General features: G+C 71.3%; 14 protein-coding genes. 4 read left to right on the top strand and 10 right to left on the bottom strand.

All coding sequences use genetic code 11. From position 1 onward, the window contains the following. Positions 1 to 79 precede the first annotated feature (79 nt). Positions 80 to 970 carry a universal stress protein gene (locus IPZ69_RS02465; RefSeq protein ID WP_235451954.1) on the top strand — a complete coding sequence of 297 codons (891 nt, stop codon included), beginning with the start codon at positions 80 to 82 and terminating at the stop codon, positions 968 to 970. A gap of 66 nt (positions 971 to 1,036) precedes the next feature. Here the strand turns inward: IPZ69_RS02465 and IPZ69_RS02460 are convergent, their stop codons facing one another. Continuing rightward, a complete protein-coding gene (locus IPZ69_RS02460) occupies positions 1,037 to 1,480 on the bottom strand; it encodes a universal stress protein (RefSeq protein ID WP_235451953.1) in 444 nt (147 codons plus the stop codon). Positions 1,481 to 1,732: 252 nt separating this feature from the next. Between IPZ69_RS02460 and IPZ69_RS02455 the strand changes: the two genes are divergently transcribed. Further along, positions 1,733 to 3,010: an LmeA family phospholipid-binding protein gene (locus IPZ69_RS02455; protein ID WP_235451952.1), complete on the top strand. Its 1,278-nt coding sequence runs from the start codon at positions 1,733 to 1,735 to the stop codon at positions 3,008 to 3,010. A 41-nt stretch (positions 3,011 to 3,051) separates the two neighbouring features. Here IPZ69_RS02455 and IPZ69_RS02450 read toward each other — a convergent pair whose 3' ends face one another. The 9 genes from IPZ69_RS02450 to crcB (IPZ69_RS02410) form a co-directional block, all read right to left on the bottom strand. After that, complete coding sequence (locus IPZ69_RS02450) at positions 3,052 to 3,867, bottom strand: inositol monophosphatase family protein (RefSeq protein WP_235451951.1); 816 nt, start codon at positions 3,865 to 3,867, stop codon at positions 3,052 to 3,054. 535 nt (positions 3,868 to 4,402) lie between these two features. Continuing rightward, positions 4,403 to 6,028, bottom strand: a complete 1,626-nt coding sequence (locus tag IPZ69_RS02445; RefSeq protein ID WP_235451950.1) for an adenosine deaminase family protein — start codon at positions 6,026 to 6,028, stop codon at positions 4,403 to 4,405. 184 nt (positions 6,029 to 6,212) lie between these two features. Then, a complete protein-coding gene (locus IPZ69_RS02440) occupies positions 6,213 to 6,833 on the bottom strand; it encodes a hypothetical protein (RefSeq protein WP_235451949.1) in 621 nt (206 codons plus the stop codon). Continuing rightward, entirely contained in the window at positions 6,830 to 8,539 is a 1,710-nt protein-coding gene (locus IPZ69_RS02435; RefSeq protein WP_235451948.1) for a PHP domain-containing protein, read from the bottom strand. The genes IPZ69_RS02440 and IPZ69_RS02435 overlap by 4 nt, the downstream gene beginning before the upstream one ends. 1,436 nt (positions 8,540 to 9,975) lie before the next feature. Continuing rightward, positions 9,976 to 10,398 carry a hypothetical protein gene (locus tag IPZ69_RS02430; RefSeq protein WP_235452011.1) on the bottom strand — a complete coding sequence of 141 codons (423 nt, stop codon included), beginning with the start codon at positions 10,396 to 10,398 and terminating at the stop codon, positions 9,976 to 9,978. Positions 10,399 to 10,689: 291 nt separating this feature from the next. After that, a complete protein-coding gene (locus IPZ69_RS02425) occupies positions 10,690 to 11,853 on the bottom strand; it encodes an NAD-dependent formate dehydrogenase (RefSeq protein WP_235451947.1) in 1,164 nt (387 codons plus the stop codon). A 199-nt stretch (positions 11,854 to 12,052) separates the two neighbouring features. Then, a complete protein-coding gene (gene crcB / locus IPZ69_RS02420; protein ID WP_235451946.1) occupies positions 12,053 to 12,424 on the bottom strand; it encodes a fluoride efflux transporter CrcB in 372 nt (123 codons plus the stop codon). Next, the gene (locus IPZ69_RS02415) at positions 12,421 to 12,768 is read right to left on the bottom strand and encodes a DUF190 domain-containing protein (protein ID WP_235451945.1); all 348 of its coding nucleotides are present in this window, start codon (positions 12,766 to 12,768) and stop codon (positions 12,421 to 12,423) included. The genes crcB (IPZ69_RS02420) and IPZ69_RS02415 overlap by 4 nt, the downstream gene beginning before the upstream one ends. Beyond that, positions 12,765 to 13,151: a fluoride efflux transporter CrcB gene (gene crcB, locus IPZ69_RS02410; RefSeq protein WP_374292628.1), complete on the bottom strand. Its 387-nt coding sequence runs from the start codon at positions 13,149 to 13,151 to the stop codon at positions 12,765 to 12,767. The genes IPZ69_RS02415 and crcB (IPZ69_RS02410) overlap by 4 nt, the downstream gene beginning before the upstream one ends. A 330-nt stretch (positions 13,152 to 13,481) precedes the next feature. Between crcB (IPZ69_RS02410) and IPZ69_RS47685 the strand changes: the two genes are divergently transcribed. Further along, positions 13,482 to 13,766 carry an FmdB family zinc ribbon protein gene (locus IPZ69_RS47685; RefSeq protein ID WP_374292626.1) on the top strand — a complete coding sequence of 95 codons (285 nt, stop codon included), beginning with the start codon at positions 13,482 to 13,484 and terminating at the stop codon, positions 13,764 to 13,766. A 179-nt stretch (positions 13,767 to 13,945) separates the two neighbouring features. Beyond that, positions 13,946 to 14,578: an AmiS/UreI family transporter gene (locus IPZ69_RS02405; protein WP_235451943.1), complete on the top strand. Its 633-nt coding sequence runs from the start codon at positions 13,946 to 13,948 to the stop codon at positions 14,576 to 14,578. The last annotated feature ends 13 nt before the right edge of the window (positions 14,579 to 14,591 follow it).

The raw sequence follows: 14,591 nt of genomic DNA, 5'->3' as shown, positions 1-14,591 counted from the left end.
GTCCTGAAGGATCCTCCCGTCCGGTAGATCCTGATATCAGGCCGGGAGTGGCGAGGACGCCGGAAATGAGGTGGTGGAGATGACGACGCCCCGAGGCAGCGACGCGAAGCCGGTCGTGGTCGGTGTCGACCCCGATCCCACGAAGCGGAAGGCACTGGCCTGGGCGGCCGACGAGGCCGCGCGGCGCCGGGTGCCGCTGCTCCTGATGCACGCCGAGGGCGTGCCGACCGGCGGCACGACGCTTCAGGGGCCCCGGGCGTCCTGGGAGGAGTGGAACCGGACGCTGCACACGACCGGGGACGAGATCCTCAAGGCGGCGGTGGCCTTCGTGGAGGAGCGAGTTCCGGACACCGAGGTGTCCGGGCTGCTGGCCGAGGGCGACCCGGTGTGGAACCTGCGGGAGCAGAGCGGCCGGGCCACGGTCGTCGTGGTGGGATCCCGGCATCTGAGCCGGGCCAAGGAGGTGCTCGCCTCGTCCTCCTCGGTCGCGTTGCCCGTCTCGGCGCACGCGGACTGCCCGGTGGTCGTCGTACCGGAGTCTGAGCACGTCGCCCAGGAGCCCGCCCACTTCGTGGTGGGCGTGGACGGCAGCACGCGATCGGCCGCCGCCGTCGACTTCGCCTTCGAGGAGGCCGCCCTGCGCGGCGCCTCGCTGCGAGCGCTGTACGTGTGGCAGCCCGGGCCGTTCGGGATCTTCGACGAACACGCGGCGCAGATGGAGTGCCGCCGCGTGCTCTCCGAGACCGTCGCCGGGCGCGGCGCCGCCTACCCGGACGTGAAGCTGAACCGCGAACTCGTCATCGGCCATCCGGTGGAGGAGCTGACCGAGGCCTCCGCCCACGCGCTGGGCCTGGTCGTCGGCACCCGGGGTCACGGGGGCTTCGCCGGCATGGTGCTGGGCTCGGTCAGCCAGGGCGTGCTGAACCATGCCCGCTGCCCGGTGATCACCGTCCCGGACTCGTCCTCGTAAGCGGCCTCCGGGCCGGGCCGGGGCGGCACCGCATCGCCCCGCACCTCACCTCAGTCGGCCAGTCGGTCAGTCCGTGTCCGGGCGGACGATCACGACCGGGCACTTCGCGTGCTGCGCCACGTGCTGGCTGACGGATCCCAGGAGGGCACGGGTGAAGCCCCGGTGGCCGCGGCTGCCCACCACCAGCGCCGCGGCTCCCTCGGCCGCCCGCAGCAGCACGTCGGCGGTGTTGCCGCGCACCAGGAGCGGCCGGACCGCGGCGGCACCCTCGGTGCCCAGGGCGTCCGTCAGTGCGCTGGTCAGCCCCTGCCGGGCGTTCTCCTCGTCGAAGTCGGTGTCCACGGCCGGCGCCGACCAGCTGTACTCACCCGGCAGCTCCCACGCCGCCACCGCGTCCACGCCGGCGCCGAGGAGGCCGGCGTAGCGGACGGCCCAGCGCAGCGCGGCGTGCGAGGACGGCGACCCGTCGACACCCACCACGACCCGCGGCTTCGCGGCATCCCTGTCCATCTGCCTCACCTCTCCTGTGGCTCCGTCGCCGCCACGGTCGTCCCCCTCCCTCCACGCTGCGCGACCGAGCGGCCGCCCGCCAGGGAAGGGCGGCCAAGGGCATGGCGCCGTACGCCGGGTGGAGGCGCCACCGGGTGGAGGCGCCGCCGGACGGACGCATCGCGCGCGGGGCGTGTAGCCGCGTGGCTGATTTCATCCGTTGCGTCGGACAGAGTTTGCGGCGCGGGTGGGAACATATGATCAAATCTGCGGATGCGTACCCCCCACCGCATACACACGCACCGTCCCCACCCGTCACCGGCCCCGCGGTCGAGCGGGCCGCGCCCTCCCTCGGACGATCCACCGTCCGAAGAGGTTCCGGCCCGCCGAAGTCCGTACGACGAACTGGCCGCCCTCGCCGACGACCCACTGGACGAGTTCGCCGCCGACCATCCGGCCCCAGAGGACCAGGACGCGGAGGAGCCCTGGGCGCCGCCCAACCATCGACGGGGCAGTCGGCGCCGCAATCGCGCCACCGGGCTGCCCGTCGTCCTCAAGTTCCTGACCTGGACACTGACCCTCGCCTGCCTCGCCACCCTCGCCGACCGCTGGGCGGTGCTGTACGCCGAGCACCGGGCCGCCGACCGGCTCAAGGACCAACTGGACCTGGCCGCCGCCCCGGAGGTACGGATCGGCGGGTTCCCCTTCCTCACCCAACTGGCCGCGGGGCGCCTGGACTCGGTCACGGTCACCGTCCCGAACGTGGCCGCCGAACGCGTCACGCTCACCCGGGTCACGGCCACCGCGCACGACGTACGCATCGACGGCGACGGACCCACCTCGGTGCGCGGCGCGGCGATCCCCCAACTGCGCGGCCATGTCCTGCTGTCGTTCGCCGACATGAACCGCGAGCTCGGCGCCTCGCAGGTGACCTTCTCCGCCCACGGCCGCGGCCAGGTCCTGGCGCACGGTGGGCTGCGCGTCGCCGGGCACGATCTGCGGGTCCACGCCGACGCCCGCATCCGGCGCGTCGGCGAGCGCGGCATCGCCACGTCGGTGAACGGCATGCGGCTGGACATCGGCGACCTCGCGACCTACCGGCCGGGCGACGGACCCACCGAGGGCCTCCACCTCACCCGTACCTCGGCCCGCCGCCTCACCCGCGAGGCGGCGAAGCTCAAGGCGTTGCTCGCGGTTCCGGAGATCGCGCACCGCCTGGGCCTGCCCGACCGGATCGTACGCGCCGGGCTGCGTGACGACGACGCGCTCCACCGGCTGACCGGCGCGCCGCGTTTCCTGCACGACCTCACCCGCGTGAACCTCGTCGACATCGCGCTCGCGCACCCGCGACTCCTGCGGCGGCTGGGCCTGGACCCGACGCTGCTCACCGCCCTGACCCAGCTCGCCCGTCCCCAGATCGCCGACCGCTTCGCCTTCTCCTTCCGGCTGCCGAAGCCGCCTTCCGGCGACGTGCGCCTGCGGGACGTGACGGTGGAGAAGGACGGCATCCGCGCGGACGTGACGGGGACGGGGCTGCTGCTGGGGCACTGAGAGCGCCGCGCCGAAGCCGGTCGGCTGAGCGCGGCCGTGCGTCAACGGCCGCCGGACTCCTGCCTCTTGACCAGGTCCAGCAGCAGGGCGTGGGTGCGTTGATCGGCTGCCACGATCAGCCCGCCCGCGCCCGTGTGCGTCGGCTGACCGTGCAGGCCGGTCACCGTGCAGCCGGCGGCACGGCACAGGGCGATGCCGGCGGCGAAGTGCACGCTGTCGCGCAGGTGGCCGTCGGTGACGTACGCGGCCCTGCGCCCCGCGGCGACCCAGGCCACCGCCAACGTCGTGGACACCACCCGGGGCCGCAGACGCCCCTCGAACTCCGGCTCGGCCAGCAGCCGGACCGCCCGGAAACCGGGCGCGTTGGGAAACGGCGGATCGATGTTGACGTCCACCAGCCGGGAGTCGGACGACGGCGCCAACTCCTCGTCCACGCCGTCGCGTCGCAGCCGGGCCCGGTCGCCATCGGTCCAGAACACCTCGCCGCTGAAGGGATCCGCCGACGCCGCCACGACAACCTCGGATCCCACCCGCAGGGCGACGTTCACGGCGACGAGCATGTTCCGCGCGGCGTAGTTGTGCGTGCCGCACAAGGGGTCGACCAGCCACCGGCGCGCCGCGCCCGCGGCGCCGGTGTCCCCGCTCTCCTCCCCGGTCACTGCGTCGTCCGGACGTGCGCTCGTCAGGACGTCGAGGATGGCCCGCTCCGCCGCGAGGTCCGCGGCGGTCGCGAAGTCACCACCGCCCTTGTCCACGCGTCCCAGCGACGCCCCGTACATGTCCCGCACCACCGCGGCCCCCGCTTGCGCCGCGGCCACGGCCAGCTGCGCGTCCGTCTCCCGATTCATGATCGACATCTGGGCAGGATAGCCGCGGGTGGCGGGCTCGGCCGGGGCGTTTTCCCGCCAGTCCGCCAGACCCAACGCCACGGCTCCGGCGGCTCGTTGTCCCGTCCGACGTCGGCCTCCACGTCGAAGCCGACCTTCTCGTGCCCGGTCGTGGGAAGGGCTATGTCGGGGGCGAGATCGAAGGTGTACCGGCCAGTTCTGGCGGCTGAGTTCGCGCCACGCCTGCGGCGGCGGGTCGTCGCCACGGCGCCGGTGCTCCCCGACGCCGTCACACCGCCCGATACCCGGGGGCGGATCCTGCGGGCCGGCCTGGAGCCGTTCGCCGGGTCCGGTTTCGCGGACGCCTCGATCCGGCAGGTCGCCGGCGTGGTCGGCAACAACTCCGCGACGCTGTACACGCATTACCCGTCCAAGGGGCATGTGCTGGCCGGGCTGGTGCGGATCGGCCACGAGGAGCTGCGGGCCCGGCCGACCGAGGCCGCCGGCCCCTTGGGACGGGCGGCGCTGACGCCCGTCCCACCGCACGGCCCTGCTGGCGGCCGACTCAGCGGAGGGGGCCGGCGAAGCGGGTTTCGAAGGTGGCGAAGGTGGCCTCCTGGCGCCACTGCGCCTCGGCCTTCGGGCTGCCGGCGATCAGGCGGCGGCACTCGGGCCCGGGCCCGTGGCCGCTGCCGGGGAGCCGGCCGCGGCAGAACCACTGGAGGCGGTAGCCGTCGCGCGTCGGGTTGCCGCGCCACAGGCTGCGGCCGGGCAGGAAGGAGTACTCCAGGGACGCCCGGGCCAGGTCCTTCAGCTCTGAGTAGGTCAGGCCGTAGGTCTCGGCGGCGTACTGGTACTCGTGGCTGATGTCGGTCCGGGACACGCCCGGGTCGTCGGTGGCCAGGACGACGGGCACGCCGTGGGCGCGGTACGTCTCGAACGGGTGCTGGGCACCGCGTACGCCGAGGATCTGGGCGTTGCTGGTGAACGGGACCTCGACGGCGATCTCCCGGTCGGCCATGGTGCGGGCGGTCCCCTGCCAGTCGTCCTCGTGGACGAGGTCGACTCCGTGGCCGATCCGCTCGGTGCCTGCGACGGTCACCGCCTCCCGGATGTGGAACCTCAGGTCCTCCGGCTTGACCAGTCCGGTCCACAACTCGCCCGCGTGCAGGGTGACATGGGCCTTCGGGTAGACGGTGCGCAGGTACCGGACCATGCGCATCTGCAGGCTGTAGTTCCGCAGCGAGCTGTCCCCGTCCTCGGGCTGGACGAGGTTGACCGCGAGGAAGCGCCGGTCGCGCTCGGCCAGCCGCATGCCGAGGGCGAGGTGGGTGAAGACCCGCTCCGGCGAACCGCTCCGGCCCACCTGGGAGATCCAGCGCACCGGCAGCCGGCAGGACGGCCGCGGGCTGTCGGTGTCGCAGCGGGCCGCGGCGCGGAACTCGGCGTCGCCGTCGTCGGCCTCTTCACGGGCTTCGGCGACGACCTTGTCCAGCTTGCCGCCGGCGGTCAACCTGGCGTGCAGCGCGGCCAGATCGGCGTCCCAGCCGACCTCGTCGGCGAGTTTCGCCACGCTGTCGGGAGCCGGTGTGACCATGGTCTCCAGGTAGAACTGGTTCTGCGCGGCCGCGGTGTCGGCGACCTCGGCGAGCTGCTTGCCGCGATGGCGCCAGATCACCTCGCCGAACTTGCCGAACGTGTCGAAGAAGTGGTCGTGGCCGTTCTGGTCCGGCGGGAAGTCCTGCATCGACCAGGCGCGCACGATCGCGTCGTGGAACGCCTGGTCGGTGCGGGCGTCGGCGGCCGGGCGGGTGCCGCTGCCGCAGGGCGGGGTCACGGCGGTCGTCGTGCTGGTGTCGATGCACAGGCCGTCCTCGGCGGACAGCTCGATCAGGTACTCGGTCGACACCGCCCCGGAGAGGTGGTTGTGCAGGTCGGCACCCTTGGGCAGGCGCGTGAAGAAGTCGCGCAGCAGGTCGGGGTGGTTGCGGACGGACTCCAGATACCGGGCCGTGCGCGCCTCGGCGGCGGTCGGTGGCCGAGGCGGTGGCACCGACCGGGCTTGCCCGGGCGTGGCCGGCGCGGAGTGGGCGGGCGGTGCGGACAGCGGGGTCAGCAGGGTGAGGGCGCCGAGGCTCGCGGTGAGCAGGGCATGGGGGCGCCAGAAGCGGCGGAGGGTGGATCGAGTCACGGCGCCATGATCGCCAGACGGGCGACGCGGCCGCCCGGTCCTGCGCCGTGTGTGCCCGACGACCACCCTCGCGGGTGAGTACGGCACCGGGGGCGCCGACGGCGACGGGCTCTCCCCCGCCGCCGCGGGGCAATTCGCCGTCGGCCGGCGGACGTCACCCTGTCAGGCGCGGCCCCCGGCAGAGTCAGGCGTGGTCCACGCAGCAGGGCGTCGGGTTGGGCACCTCGAACGGGGCGAGGGTTCCGCCGACCGCGGGGACGAGCGCCAAGGTCAGCAGCCCGTCGCGCCATTCGGGTCGTACGTGATCACGGGTGACGACCGGGGTGGCCGGATCCGGCCCCTGGCCGTCCACGGCCGGCGCACCGACCACGACGATCCGGTCTATGGCGGTGGCCAGCACCTCGGCCACCGTGACGGTGCCGGTGAGCCGGTCCGCCCCGGGATACAGCACGGCCCTCCCGCCCCGCCGGTCCGCGTGCTCGGCGGCGACCGGCGCGGCGGTGCGCGCGGCGTGCTCCGAGCCGTACGCGCGCTCGCCCAGCGCGGCGCCGAGTCCCGGATCGGCCAGGTCGGCCAGGCGCTGCCAGGCCGCTTCGGCCGCCCCGGCGTCGGGCAGGGCGAGCGAGACGGCGGTGCCCCGGCGGTCGTCGGTGCGGATCAGGTGCGTACAGACGACGGTGCCCGTCGGCAGGCCGAGTCGTTCCCTCAGGCGGTGGGCGAGGTGGTCGGCCTCGCGCAGGCTCGCCGTGCCGGCGTCCACCCCGATGACGGAGTGGACGCCGGACACGTGGTGCGGTGCGGTCATGCGGGCAGGACCCACATCGGGTTGGAGTAGAACCACAGGTCCTTCCACGGGTCGGCGTCGCCGAGGACGTCCATGGCCGGACCGGCCGGGTCCACGGCCGGGCCGTTCAGGCCGACGGCGCCGCGCTTGCCGTCGGTGCCGCGCAGGCGGACGTACACCGGCTTGTCGACCGGGCCCAGGGAGTAGGTGAGCCGGACACCACCGGTGGACCTGTTCACCTCGAAGGACTTCACGACCTTGGTGTTCGGGGTGCTCAGCGCGTCCTTGTCGGCGACCGGGCCGGTGACGTCGCCCTGGATGACGTCCACGCGGGCCAGCGAGGGCACGAACTGGGCCCAGTTGGGGCCGTTGGCCAGGCTGATCTCGACGACCAGGTCGACCTGGCTGCCCTTGCGCACGTGCAGCGTGTCGCCGAGGGTGACGGCGCGGTACCCGGAGCGCAGCTGGGCGTTCAGGCCGCTGATCAGGCCGCCGTGGTCGACCCAGACGCGGCCGGCGCGGATGCCGTCCATGACCGCCTGGTAGGAGAAGCAGGCGGCACCGACGTGGGTGCGGGAGTACTGGCCCGGCCAGTAGTCGCCGTCCGTGAGGTTGAGGCCGCCGCCGTAGACGGGGTCCTCGTAGCGGCCGTTGCCGTTGAAGTCGCCGCCCGGGCCGCGCACGGCGGTGTCGGCGTACACGTTGTGGGAGTCGGAGTTGGCGGTGATCCACCAGGGCTTGCCCTCGGCCAGCAGGCTGTCCCACAGGCCGCCGACGGTGGCGGTCATCCAGTCGAAGCCGCCCCAGGTGCGGTAGCTCTCCAGCGGGTAGCCGGCGAAGGAGTCGGCGCTCGGGCTGTTGTCGTAGAAGCCGCGGCCGGAGCCCGCTCCGTTCGGGGCGGCGATGCCGGCGGCCTGGTGGCCGGGGGCGCCCTCCATGCCGACCGCGATGGTGGGCTGGGCGTCGCGCCAGCCGCGGATCTCGTGCGGGGAGTCGATGCCCTTGCGCGCCGGGTGGTTGGCCAGGAACAGCGCGTCCTTGACCTTGCGGCGCTGGACCTGCTCGGCGAGGAAGTTGACACCGGCGATCGCCAGGGCCTCGTTGGCCGGGGTGCTCGCGGAGGCCTTCTTCACGGAGCCGTCGAAGGAGGTCTCGAACTCCTTCAGCACCGCGACCTCGTTGCGGCCGGGGTGGACGAAGACCGTGCCGTGCTCGGCGGCCGGGATGTTCCACTCCAGGCCCTGGAAGACCAGCGTGTCGTCGATCTGGTCGCGGGCGGCGACGATGTCCGGGTTGACCTTCTCCACGCCGATCTTGGCGTGCGTCTCGCTGCCGTGGTCGGTGATGACCATCCAGTCGAGGCCGTGCGCGTTCGCCTGGCGGACGTGGTCGATGACACGGTACTTGGCGTCCGAGCTGAACTGGGTGTGGATGTGGTGGTCACCGGACAGCCACAGGTATCCGCCGGAGCGTCCGCTCGCGGAGACCTGCGAGGCGGGAGCCGCGGCCGCCTGGCCCGCGCCCGCGAGCACGTTGCCCGCGGCGAGGCCGGCGCCCAGCAGGCCGGCCCGGCGCAGCATGGACCGACGGGAGAGCTGGCCGGGGGTCAGTTCCTCGTCCGGGACCGACATGTCGAGGGCGGGCGGCAGGGACGACGCGTCCTCGCTCCCGTGGTGGTGGTGATGGTGGTGGCCCTGGTCATGTCTGTGGCTGTGGCCGTGGCTCATGGTCAACTCCCGCTCGTTACACGGACGTACACGCTGGGGGACGTGCGGAGTCTGCGAAGGTCCGATGAACGGCGGGGGTCGGGTTCATGGTGGGCCCAAGAAGGACGGATGTGCAGCCGGAGTCATTCCGGCCAACCTGCCACGGCACGCGTCCGAGACCGGGCCAACTCCCCCTGGTTCAGGCTCGCTTGGCGCAGCGCGGGTCGCGCTCCTCGCGAGTGGGGCGCGAGCCCGGTGCGCCACGGACGCCGGCCCGGCCGGTCGACGAGGACCTCGCCGGCATCGGGGAAACGGGGCCGCGCGGCGAAGACGGGGAGGCTCGGCGGTGGCACGTTCGCTGCCACCCGCGGGGCGAGACCGCTGGGGCAGCGCTGGTGAGGGCGGCCGACCACGGGGAGACTGCCGCAGACCACAGCCCGTACCGAGAGACGGCCCTCCGCCGAGACCCCCACCGGGCCGCCGCGCCAAGCCCCCAGCAAGGTCCATGCCTCGGCCGCCGCCGACCGGACCGGGCCCGGAAGGCCGACGAAATCACCTGCCTCCGCCGTCGGCCGCACCGACAGCGCCCGCCCCAACGTTCGCCCCGGCCATGGGCGACCCGGGCGAGGCCGGCCGACCACGGCGAGACTGCCGCAAGCCACGCCCCCCACCGCGCCATACCCCCAATAAGGTCTGCGCCGCAGCCGCCGACCGACCCAAGCCCGGGGTGACCGACGACATCACCTGCCTCCGTGCCGTCGCGCCGCACCAACAGCGCCCGCCCCAGGATGCGTCCCGACCATGGGCGACCCGGGCGAGGCCGGCCGACCAACGCGAGACTGCCGCAGACCACGCCCCCCCACCGCGCCATACCCCCAATAAGGTCTGCGCCGCAGCCGCCGACCGACCCAAGCCCGGGGTGACCGACGACATCACCTGCCTCCGTGCCGTCGCGCCGCGCCAGCAGCGCTCGCCCCAGGATTCGCCCTGGCCACGGGCGACCCGGGCGAGGACGGCCGATCCTCGGCTCTCTCGGCCGTGGTCCGGAACCGTACCGGCGCCCGCACACCCGCCGGCGTGATCAGGACGTTGACGATCCCACCGCAGGTCGGACCTGCGGCGAACGCGCCGGGGCCGAGCTGGGCGCCGCCGCCCAGGGGCCGTGGCCGAGGCCGGACCGGACGACGGCGCGATGCGTCAGGCGATCGGCGTCCGGGGAGTCCCGCGGAGCCGGCCCGCATGCCGGTGCCCCCCGCGGCCGCGCTTGTTCCCCGCCCCGACGACCACGCCGGGAGCATCCGCCCCGGAGTGACCGCCGACGACCGGGCGGGCACTGCCACCCCCCTCCTCGACCTCGTCAGGGGCGGCCTCCGTGCGCGGGCACCCGATGGGTGAGCCCGTACACGAACGAGGGAGCCCCCGCCGGGGGCTCCCTCATGATGCGCTCGGGTGCGGCGTCAGAGCTTTCCGCCGATCTCGCAGGCCTGGCACGGCGGCCGACCGCAGGTGCACTGCATGATCGCTTCGAGGACGTCGCGGTCGTGGTAGAGGCACTCGTCCCGGCACGTGTGACGCGGGATGAACCCGGCCGGGATCTCACCGGGCCACGGCTCGTGACCGTCCCTGCAGCGGGCGAACCGCTCGGGGTCGGTGGCGTGCAGGTCGTGCATCTTGGTCCGCGCCTCGTCCTCCAGCTTCCGCACCCGCTCCACCAGGCCCTTGAGCTCGGCGGCGATGCTGGAGTACTGGTCGGTGCCGGTCCGCACGTGCGCGGCGCGCAGCGCCATCGCGGCGTTGCCCAGGAACCGGCCCGCATCCTGAAGGTCGGTCACGTGGTGCAATTGAATGCCGTTCACGCCCCGTACCCATACGGCGTCCATACTGCTCACTGATCCACCTTCCCGGCATACACCTTGGCTATTCATGAAACGGTATGCGGGGCGCCGGTGCCTTCGCATAAGGAAATCAACCTATTCATGAAAGCTAAAAGGTAATGGGCGCGTCCGTCCAGTATGTCAGGGGTGAATCGGCTCACAAGACGCGTGATCCATCGGCAGGCACGGGCAAACCCCAGGCAAACCCAGGGACGGCCCGTTACCCGTCGATCAAGGGGATCCGCTGTCGCGGCTCCAGTGAATCTTCTTCCGTATAGCCGCCGCCGGCTTTATGTGTCACTTGGCGACCGTGTAGGAACGCGCTCCCGCCCCGGCGAGACCGCCACCGTCGACGATCAAGTATTCCGAGCGGATGGGGCGCCCGTCGAACCAGCACTCCAGGATTTCCCGGGTACCCGCCGAATAGCGGGTCTGCGCCGAGAGGGTCGATCCGGACACGTGGGGCGTCATCGCCTCGTTCGGCATGGTGCGCCACGGGTGGTCCGGCGGGGGCGGCTGCGGATACCAGACGTCACCGGCGTAACCGGCCAGTTGTCCGCTGTTGAGCGCCCGTACGACGGCGTCCCGGTCGACGATGAGCGCGCGTGCGGTGTTGACGATGTACGCACCGCGCTTCATGGCGCCGATCATCTCCTCGTCGAAGAGGTTCAGCGTCTGCGGGTGCAGCGGCGTGTGGATGGACAGCACGTCGACCGAGGAGGCCAGCGACCGCGCGTCGGGATGCCAGGTCGCCTCCAGCTCCTCCTCGACCTCCTTGGGCAGCCGATGCACGTCGTGGTAGTGCAGGTGGACGTCGAACGGCTTGAGGCGGCGCAGTACCGCCTGGCCGATGCGGCCGGAGCCGAGGACACCGACGTCCATGCCCTCGATGTCGTAGGAGCGGGAGACGCTGTCCGCGATGTTCCAGCCCTTCTCCGCGGTCACCCACTCGTGGCAGGGCACGAAGTTGTGCACCAGGTCGAGGATCTGCATCACGGCATGCTCGGAGACGCTGATGCTGTTGCTGAAGGTCACCTCCGCCACCGTCATGCCGTGCTCGATGGCGCTCGGCAGATCGACGTGGTCGGATCCGATACCCGCGGTGATCGCGAGCTTGAGCCGGGGAGCCGCGGCGATCCGCTCGGGGGTCAGATAAGCGGGCCAGAAGGGCTGCGATATCACCACGTCGGTGTCGGGCAACTCGCGGTCCAGCGTGGAGTCGGCACCTTCCTTGTCGCTGGTCACGACATAGGTGTCGCCCCGGTCCTCCAGGAACCTGCGCAGTCCCAGTTCTCCCGATACGCAGCCGAGGAGCTGGCCCGGGGTGAAATCTATGGCTTGCGGGGTGGGCGCGGTCTGTCCGCCCGGATAGCCGGTGATGGTGGGAATCTCGTCGCGGGCGTACTTCGGGGGGTAACCGCCCACGGGGTCGGGATAGAGCACCGCAAGGATCTTTGCCATGGCCGTCCTCCATCGGTCAGGCCACTGTCCGGGTATGTCAGGCAGGGCACCGATGATCTTGTAATTTTAGTCGAGCGTGCTTCAGCGCTGCAATCCCCGTGGTTCATGAGGGAGATGGCCCACTGGATAGACATGCGGTCTTCGCCGGAACCTTCGGCAGGAGTCCGGGTGACAAGGCCCGCGGCCGAGGCGTCCACGGTCAGAACACGGCCTGGGAGAAGGCCAGACCGACGAAAAGGGCCCCGAGTCCGGCGACGACCGAGACGATCACATTGGCGGCCGCGAAGAATCGCGATCCGGCCTCGAACAGGCTCAACGTCTCGTAGGAGAACGTGGAGTAGGTGGTCAGGGCCCCGCACAACCCGACGCCCAGCAGGAACTGGTCGTCCGGTGACGCGACCTTGGCCAGGACCGCCCCCGTCAGCATGCCCAGGATCATCGCGCCGGTGATGTTGGCGGCGAAGGTGCCCCAGGGGAAGACGGTGTCGTGGCGCGCCTGGATCGACCGGTCGATGAGATACCGCAAGGGGGCACCGACGGCGCCCCCGAGCGCGACGAGCAGATACCTCATGTACCCGCACCCTCCCGCCCTTTGTAGTGGACCACGTCGACCTCGTGCACGGTGACCAGGCCTTCGATGGACAACTCCTCCAGCTCCGGCATGAAGGACCGGATCCGCTCCTCCTCGTCGACGATGACGATCGCCGCCGGCAGGTCGTCCGCCAGGGACAGCAGCCGTGTCGTATGCACGATCGAACCTGAACCGAAGCCCTCCACGCCACGGAACACCGTCGCCCCGGCCAGACCGGCCTCGTGAGCGCGGTGGACGATCTCCGTGAACAGGGGCCTGTGATGCCATGTGTCGGTGTCGTCGACGAAAATCGTCAGACACAGCGCACGTCCACTGAGCCTCATCTCGACTTCCTCACCACCAGAACGCGGCGGGCGCCGGCCACCCCGATCGTCACGGCGACCAGCGCGACGACCACGGTCACCACCAGGTACACGAGAGCGATGCCGGCCCGGTCCTCCCGGACCAGTCGCTCGATGTCCGCGCAGTACGTGGAGAAGGTCGTGAAGCCTCCCAGCACCCCTGTGCCGAAGAACGGACGCACCAGCGGGTTCACGGTCCACACCTCGGTGATCGCCACCACGAACGCGCCGATGATCAGACAGCCCGAGGCATTCACGCACAGCGTGGTCCAAGGGAAGTCCGCCGGACCCGTCGGCCAGATCAGGGCCGCCGTGTACCGGGCGCAGGCGCCTATCGCCCCGCCCACGGCGATCACGGTCAGCACCCGGGCGTTCCTGCGACGGGCGTCCCGGGATTGACGTGCCTCTACCACAGCAGAACTTTCCACCGTTGCGGTCGCCACAAAATGCCGAGCGGCGGCGATCGGGCGCTGCGCAGGAACCCCGCCCTCCGGCCGCTGTGCCGATGAATCCAGCTTAAACCTGCGCGTCCCGTCCGGCCTGTGGATGGCGATGGACGAACCAGGCTTCCGGGGCGCTTACGACGTTCTCGGATTGCGCCGCGAGTAGACCCGCCGGCCGACCGCCACCTGACTTGACACCTGGATTACCGAGACGTCTCCTGGAAGGGAGGGAAAAGCGTCCGGAGGCTGCTGATGGCAACGTACGAATATCTATGCAGCCACTGTGGACCTTTCGATGTGAGGTTGGCGATCGGAACGGCGCCCAGAATTCACGAGTGCCCTGTTTGCGCCGCTGGTGCAAAACGCGTGTACTCCGCGCCCGGCCTGACGCGCACCTCGAAAGAAGCCGCTGTCCTCCATGTCCGCGAGGAGCAGTCCCGCGAGGCCCCGGCAGTGGTTTCCGAAGTGCCGCCACGCACGAGGACGCGGCCGCAGCCGCGGCCGCACCCCGCGCTCTCGCGGTTGCCGCGTCCGTGAGGGCGGTGGTCGACACGGCAGAACGCGTTGTGCGTCGACGTCCGCACAGGACGTCGCTCCCGTAGCAGTGCGAGGAATGCGGCCATCGCGCCACGCCGGCCCGGCTGAGCCGGAATCGCGTCGGCGGCCAGGGTGCGACGCGATTCCGTTCTCCACGCGGATTTAGGAGGTGCGTCCCCGTGGCATCCGTGGGACTGCTCTTCGTCGGCGCGGTGCTCTTCATCAACGGGATGATGCTCCTCGGAAAGGTAGACGCCCGGTCGGCCGCGGTGTTCAACCTTTTCGTGGGCTCAATCCAGGTACTCACGCCGACGTACCTCATCTTCATCGCCAACAACGACCCCCGGGCGATTCTGGCGGCATCCGGAATCTATCTGTTCGGCTTTACCTACCTCTACGTGGGTATCGGACTACTGGTCGGCCTCGACTCCACCGGGGTCGGCTATTATTCGCTCTTCGTGGCGATTGTGGCCCTGGGGTACTCGTTCATCAATTTCCATATCCTCAAGGACAACCCGTTCGGAGTCATCTGGCTCTACTGGGCATTCTTGTGGTTCCTGTTCTTCTTGCTGCTCGGCCTCAAGAAGGACAGCCTCACGGTCTACACCGGCTGGGTCACGGCGATCGAGGGCTGGGTCACCGGTGTGATTCCCGCCGCTCTGCTGCTCGGCGGCTACTGGACACACCCCGACGAGACCGCCATCGCACTGGGGGCCTTCGCCGTCGTGGTGTTCGGGGCGCTGTGGCCACTCACCCGGGCAACGCGGCATCCGGCTCCCACCCCGTCGGCGGGCCTGAGCGCGTCCACGTGACCGGAATCAGAAG

It is taken from the genome of Streptomyces olivochromogenes (genome assembly GCF_021538895.1).
Lineage (GTDB): Bacteria > Actinomycetota > Actinomycetes > Streptomycetales > Streptomycetaceae > Streptomyces > Streptomyces olivochromogenes_A.
This window is presented reverse-complemented; position numbering and strand designations above follow the sequence as displayed.

What these genes read in the sequence shown, in the direction of transcription:
- IPZ69_RS02465 (WP_235451954.1), top strand. Translation starts at nt 80, where the DNA reads ATGACGACGCCCCGAGGCAGCGACGCGAAGCCGGTCGTGGTCGGTGTC.
- IPZ69_RS02460 (WP_235451953.1), bottom strand. Translation starts at nt 1,480, where the DNA reads ATGGACAGGGATGCCGCGAAGCCGCGGGTCGTGGTGGGTGTCGACGGG.
- IPZ69_RS02455 (WP_235451952.1), top strand. Translation starts at nt 1,733, where the DNA reads ATGCGTACCCCCCACCGCATACACACGCACCGTCCCCACCCGTCACCG.
- IPZ69_RS02450 (WP_235451951.1), bottom strand. Translation starts at nt 3,867, where the DNA reads ATGTCGATCATGAATCGGGAGACGGACGCGCAGCTGGCCGTGGCCGCG.
- IPZ69_RS02440 (WP_235451949.1), bottom strand. Translation starts at nt 6,833, where the DNA reads ATGACCGCACCGCACCACGTGTCCGGCGTCCACTCCGTCATCGGGGTG.
- IPZ69_RS02435 (WP_235451948.1), bottom strand. Translation starts at nt 8,539, where the DNA reads ATGAGCCACGGCCACAGCCACAGACATGACCAGGGCCACCACCATCAC.
- IPZ69_RS02430 (WP_235452011.1), bottom strand. Translation starts at nt 10,398, where the DNA reads ATGGACGCCGTATGGGTACGGGGCGTGAACGGCATTCAATTGCACCAC.
- IPZ69_RS02425 (WP_235451947.1), bottom strand. Translation starts at nt 11,853, where the DNA reads ATGGCAAAGATCCTTGCGGTGCTCTATCCCGACCCCGTGGGCGGTTAC.
- crcB (WP_235451946.1), bottom strand. Translation starts at nt 12,424, where the DNA reads ATGAGGTATCTGCTCGTCGCGCTCGGGGGCGCCGTCGGTGCCCCCTTG.
- IPZ69_RS02415 (WP_235451945.1), bottom strand. Translation starts at nt 12,768, where the DNA reads ATGAGGCTCAGTGGACGTGCGCTGTGTCTGACGATTTTCGTCGACGAC.
- IPZ69_RS47685 (WP_374292626.1), top strand. Translation starts at nt 13,482, where the DNA reads ATGGCAACGTACGAATATCTATGCAGCCACTGTGGACCTTTCGATGTG.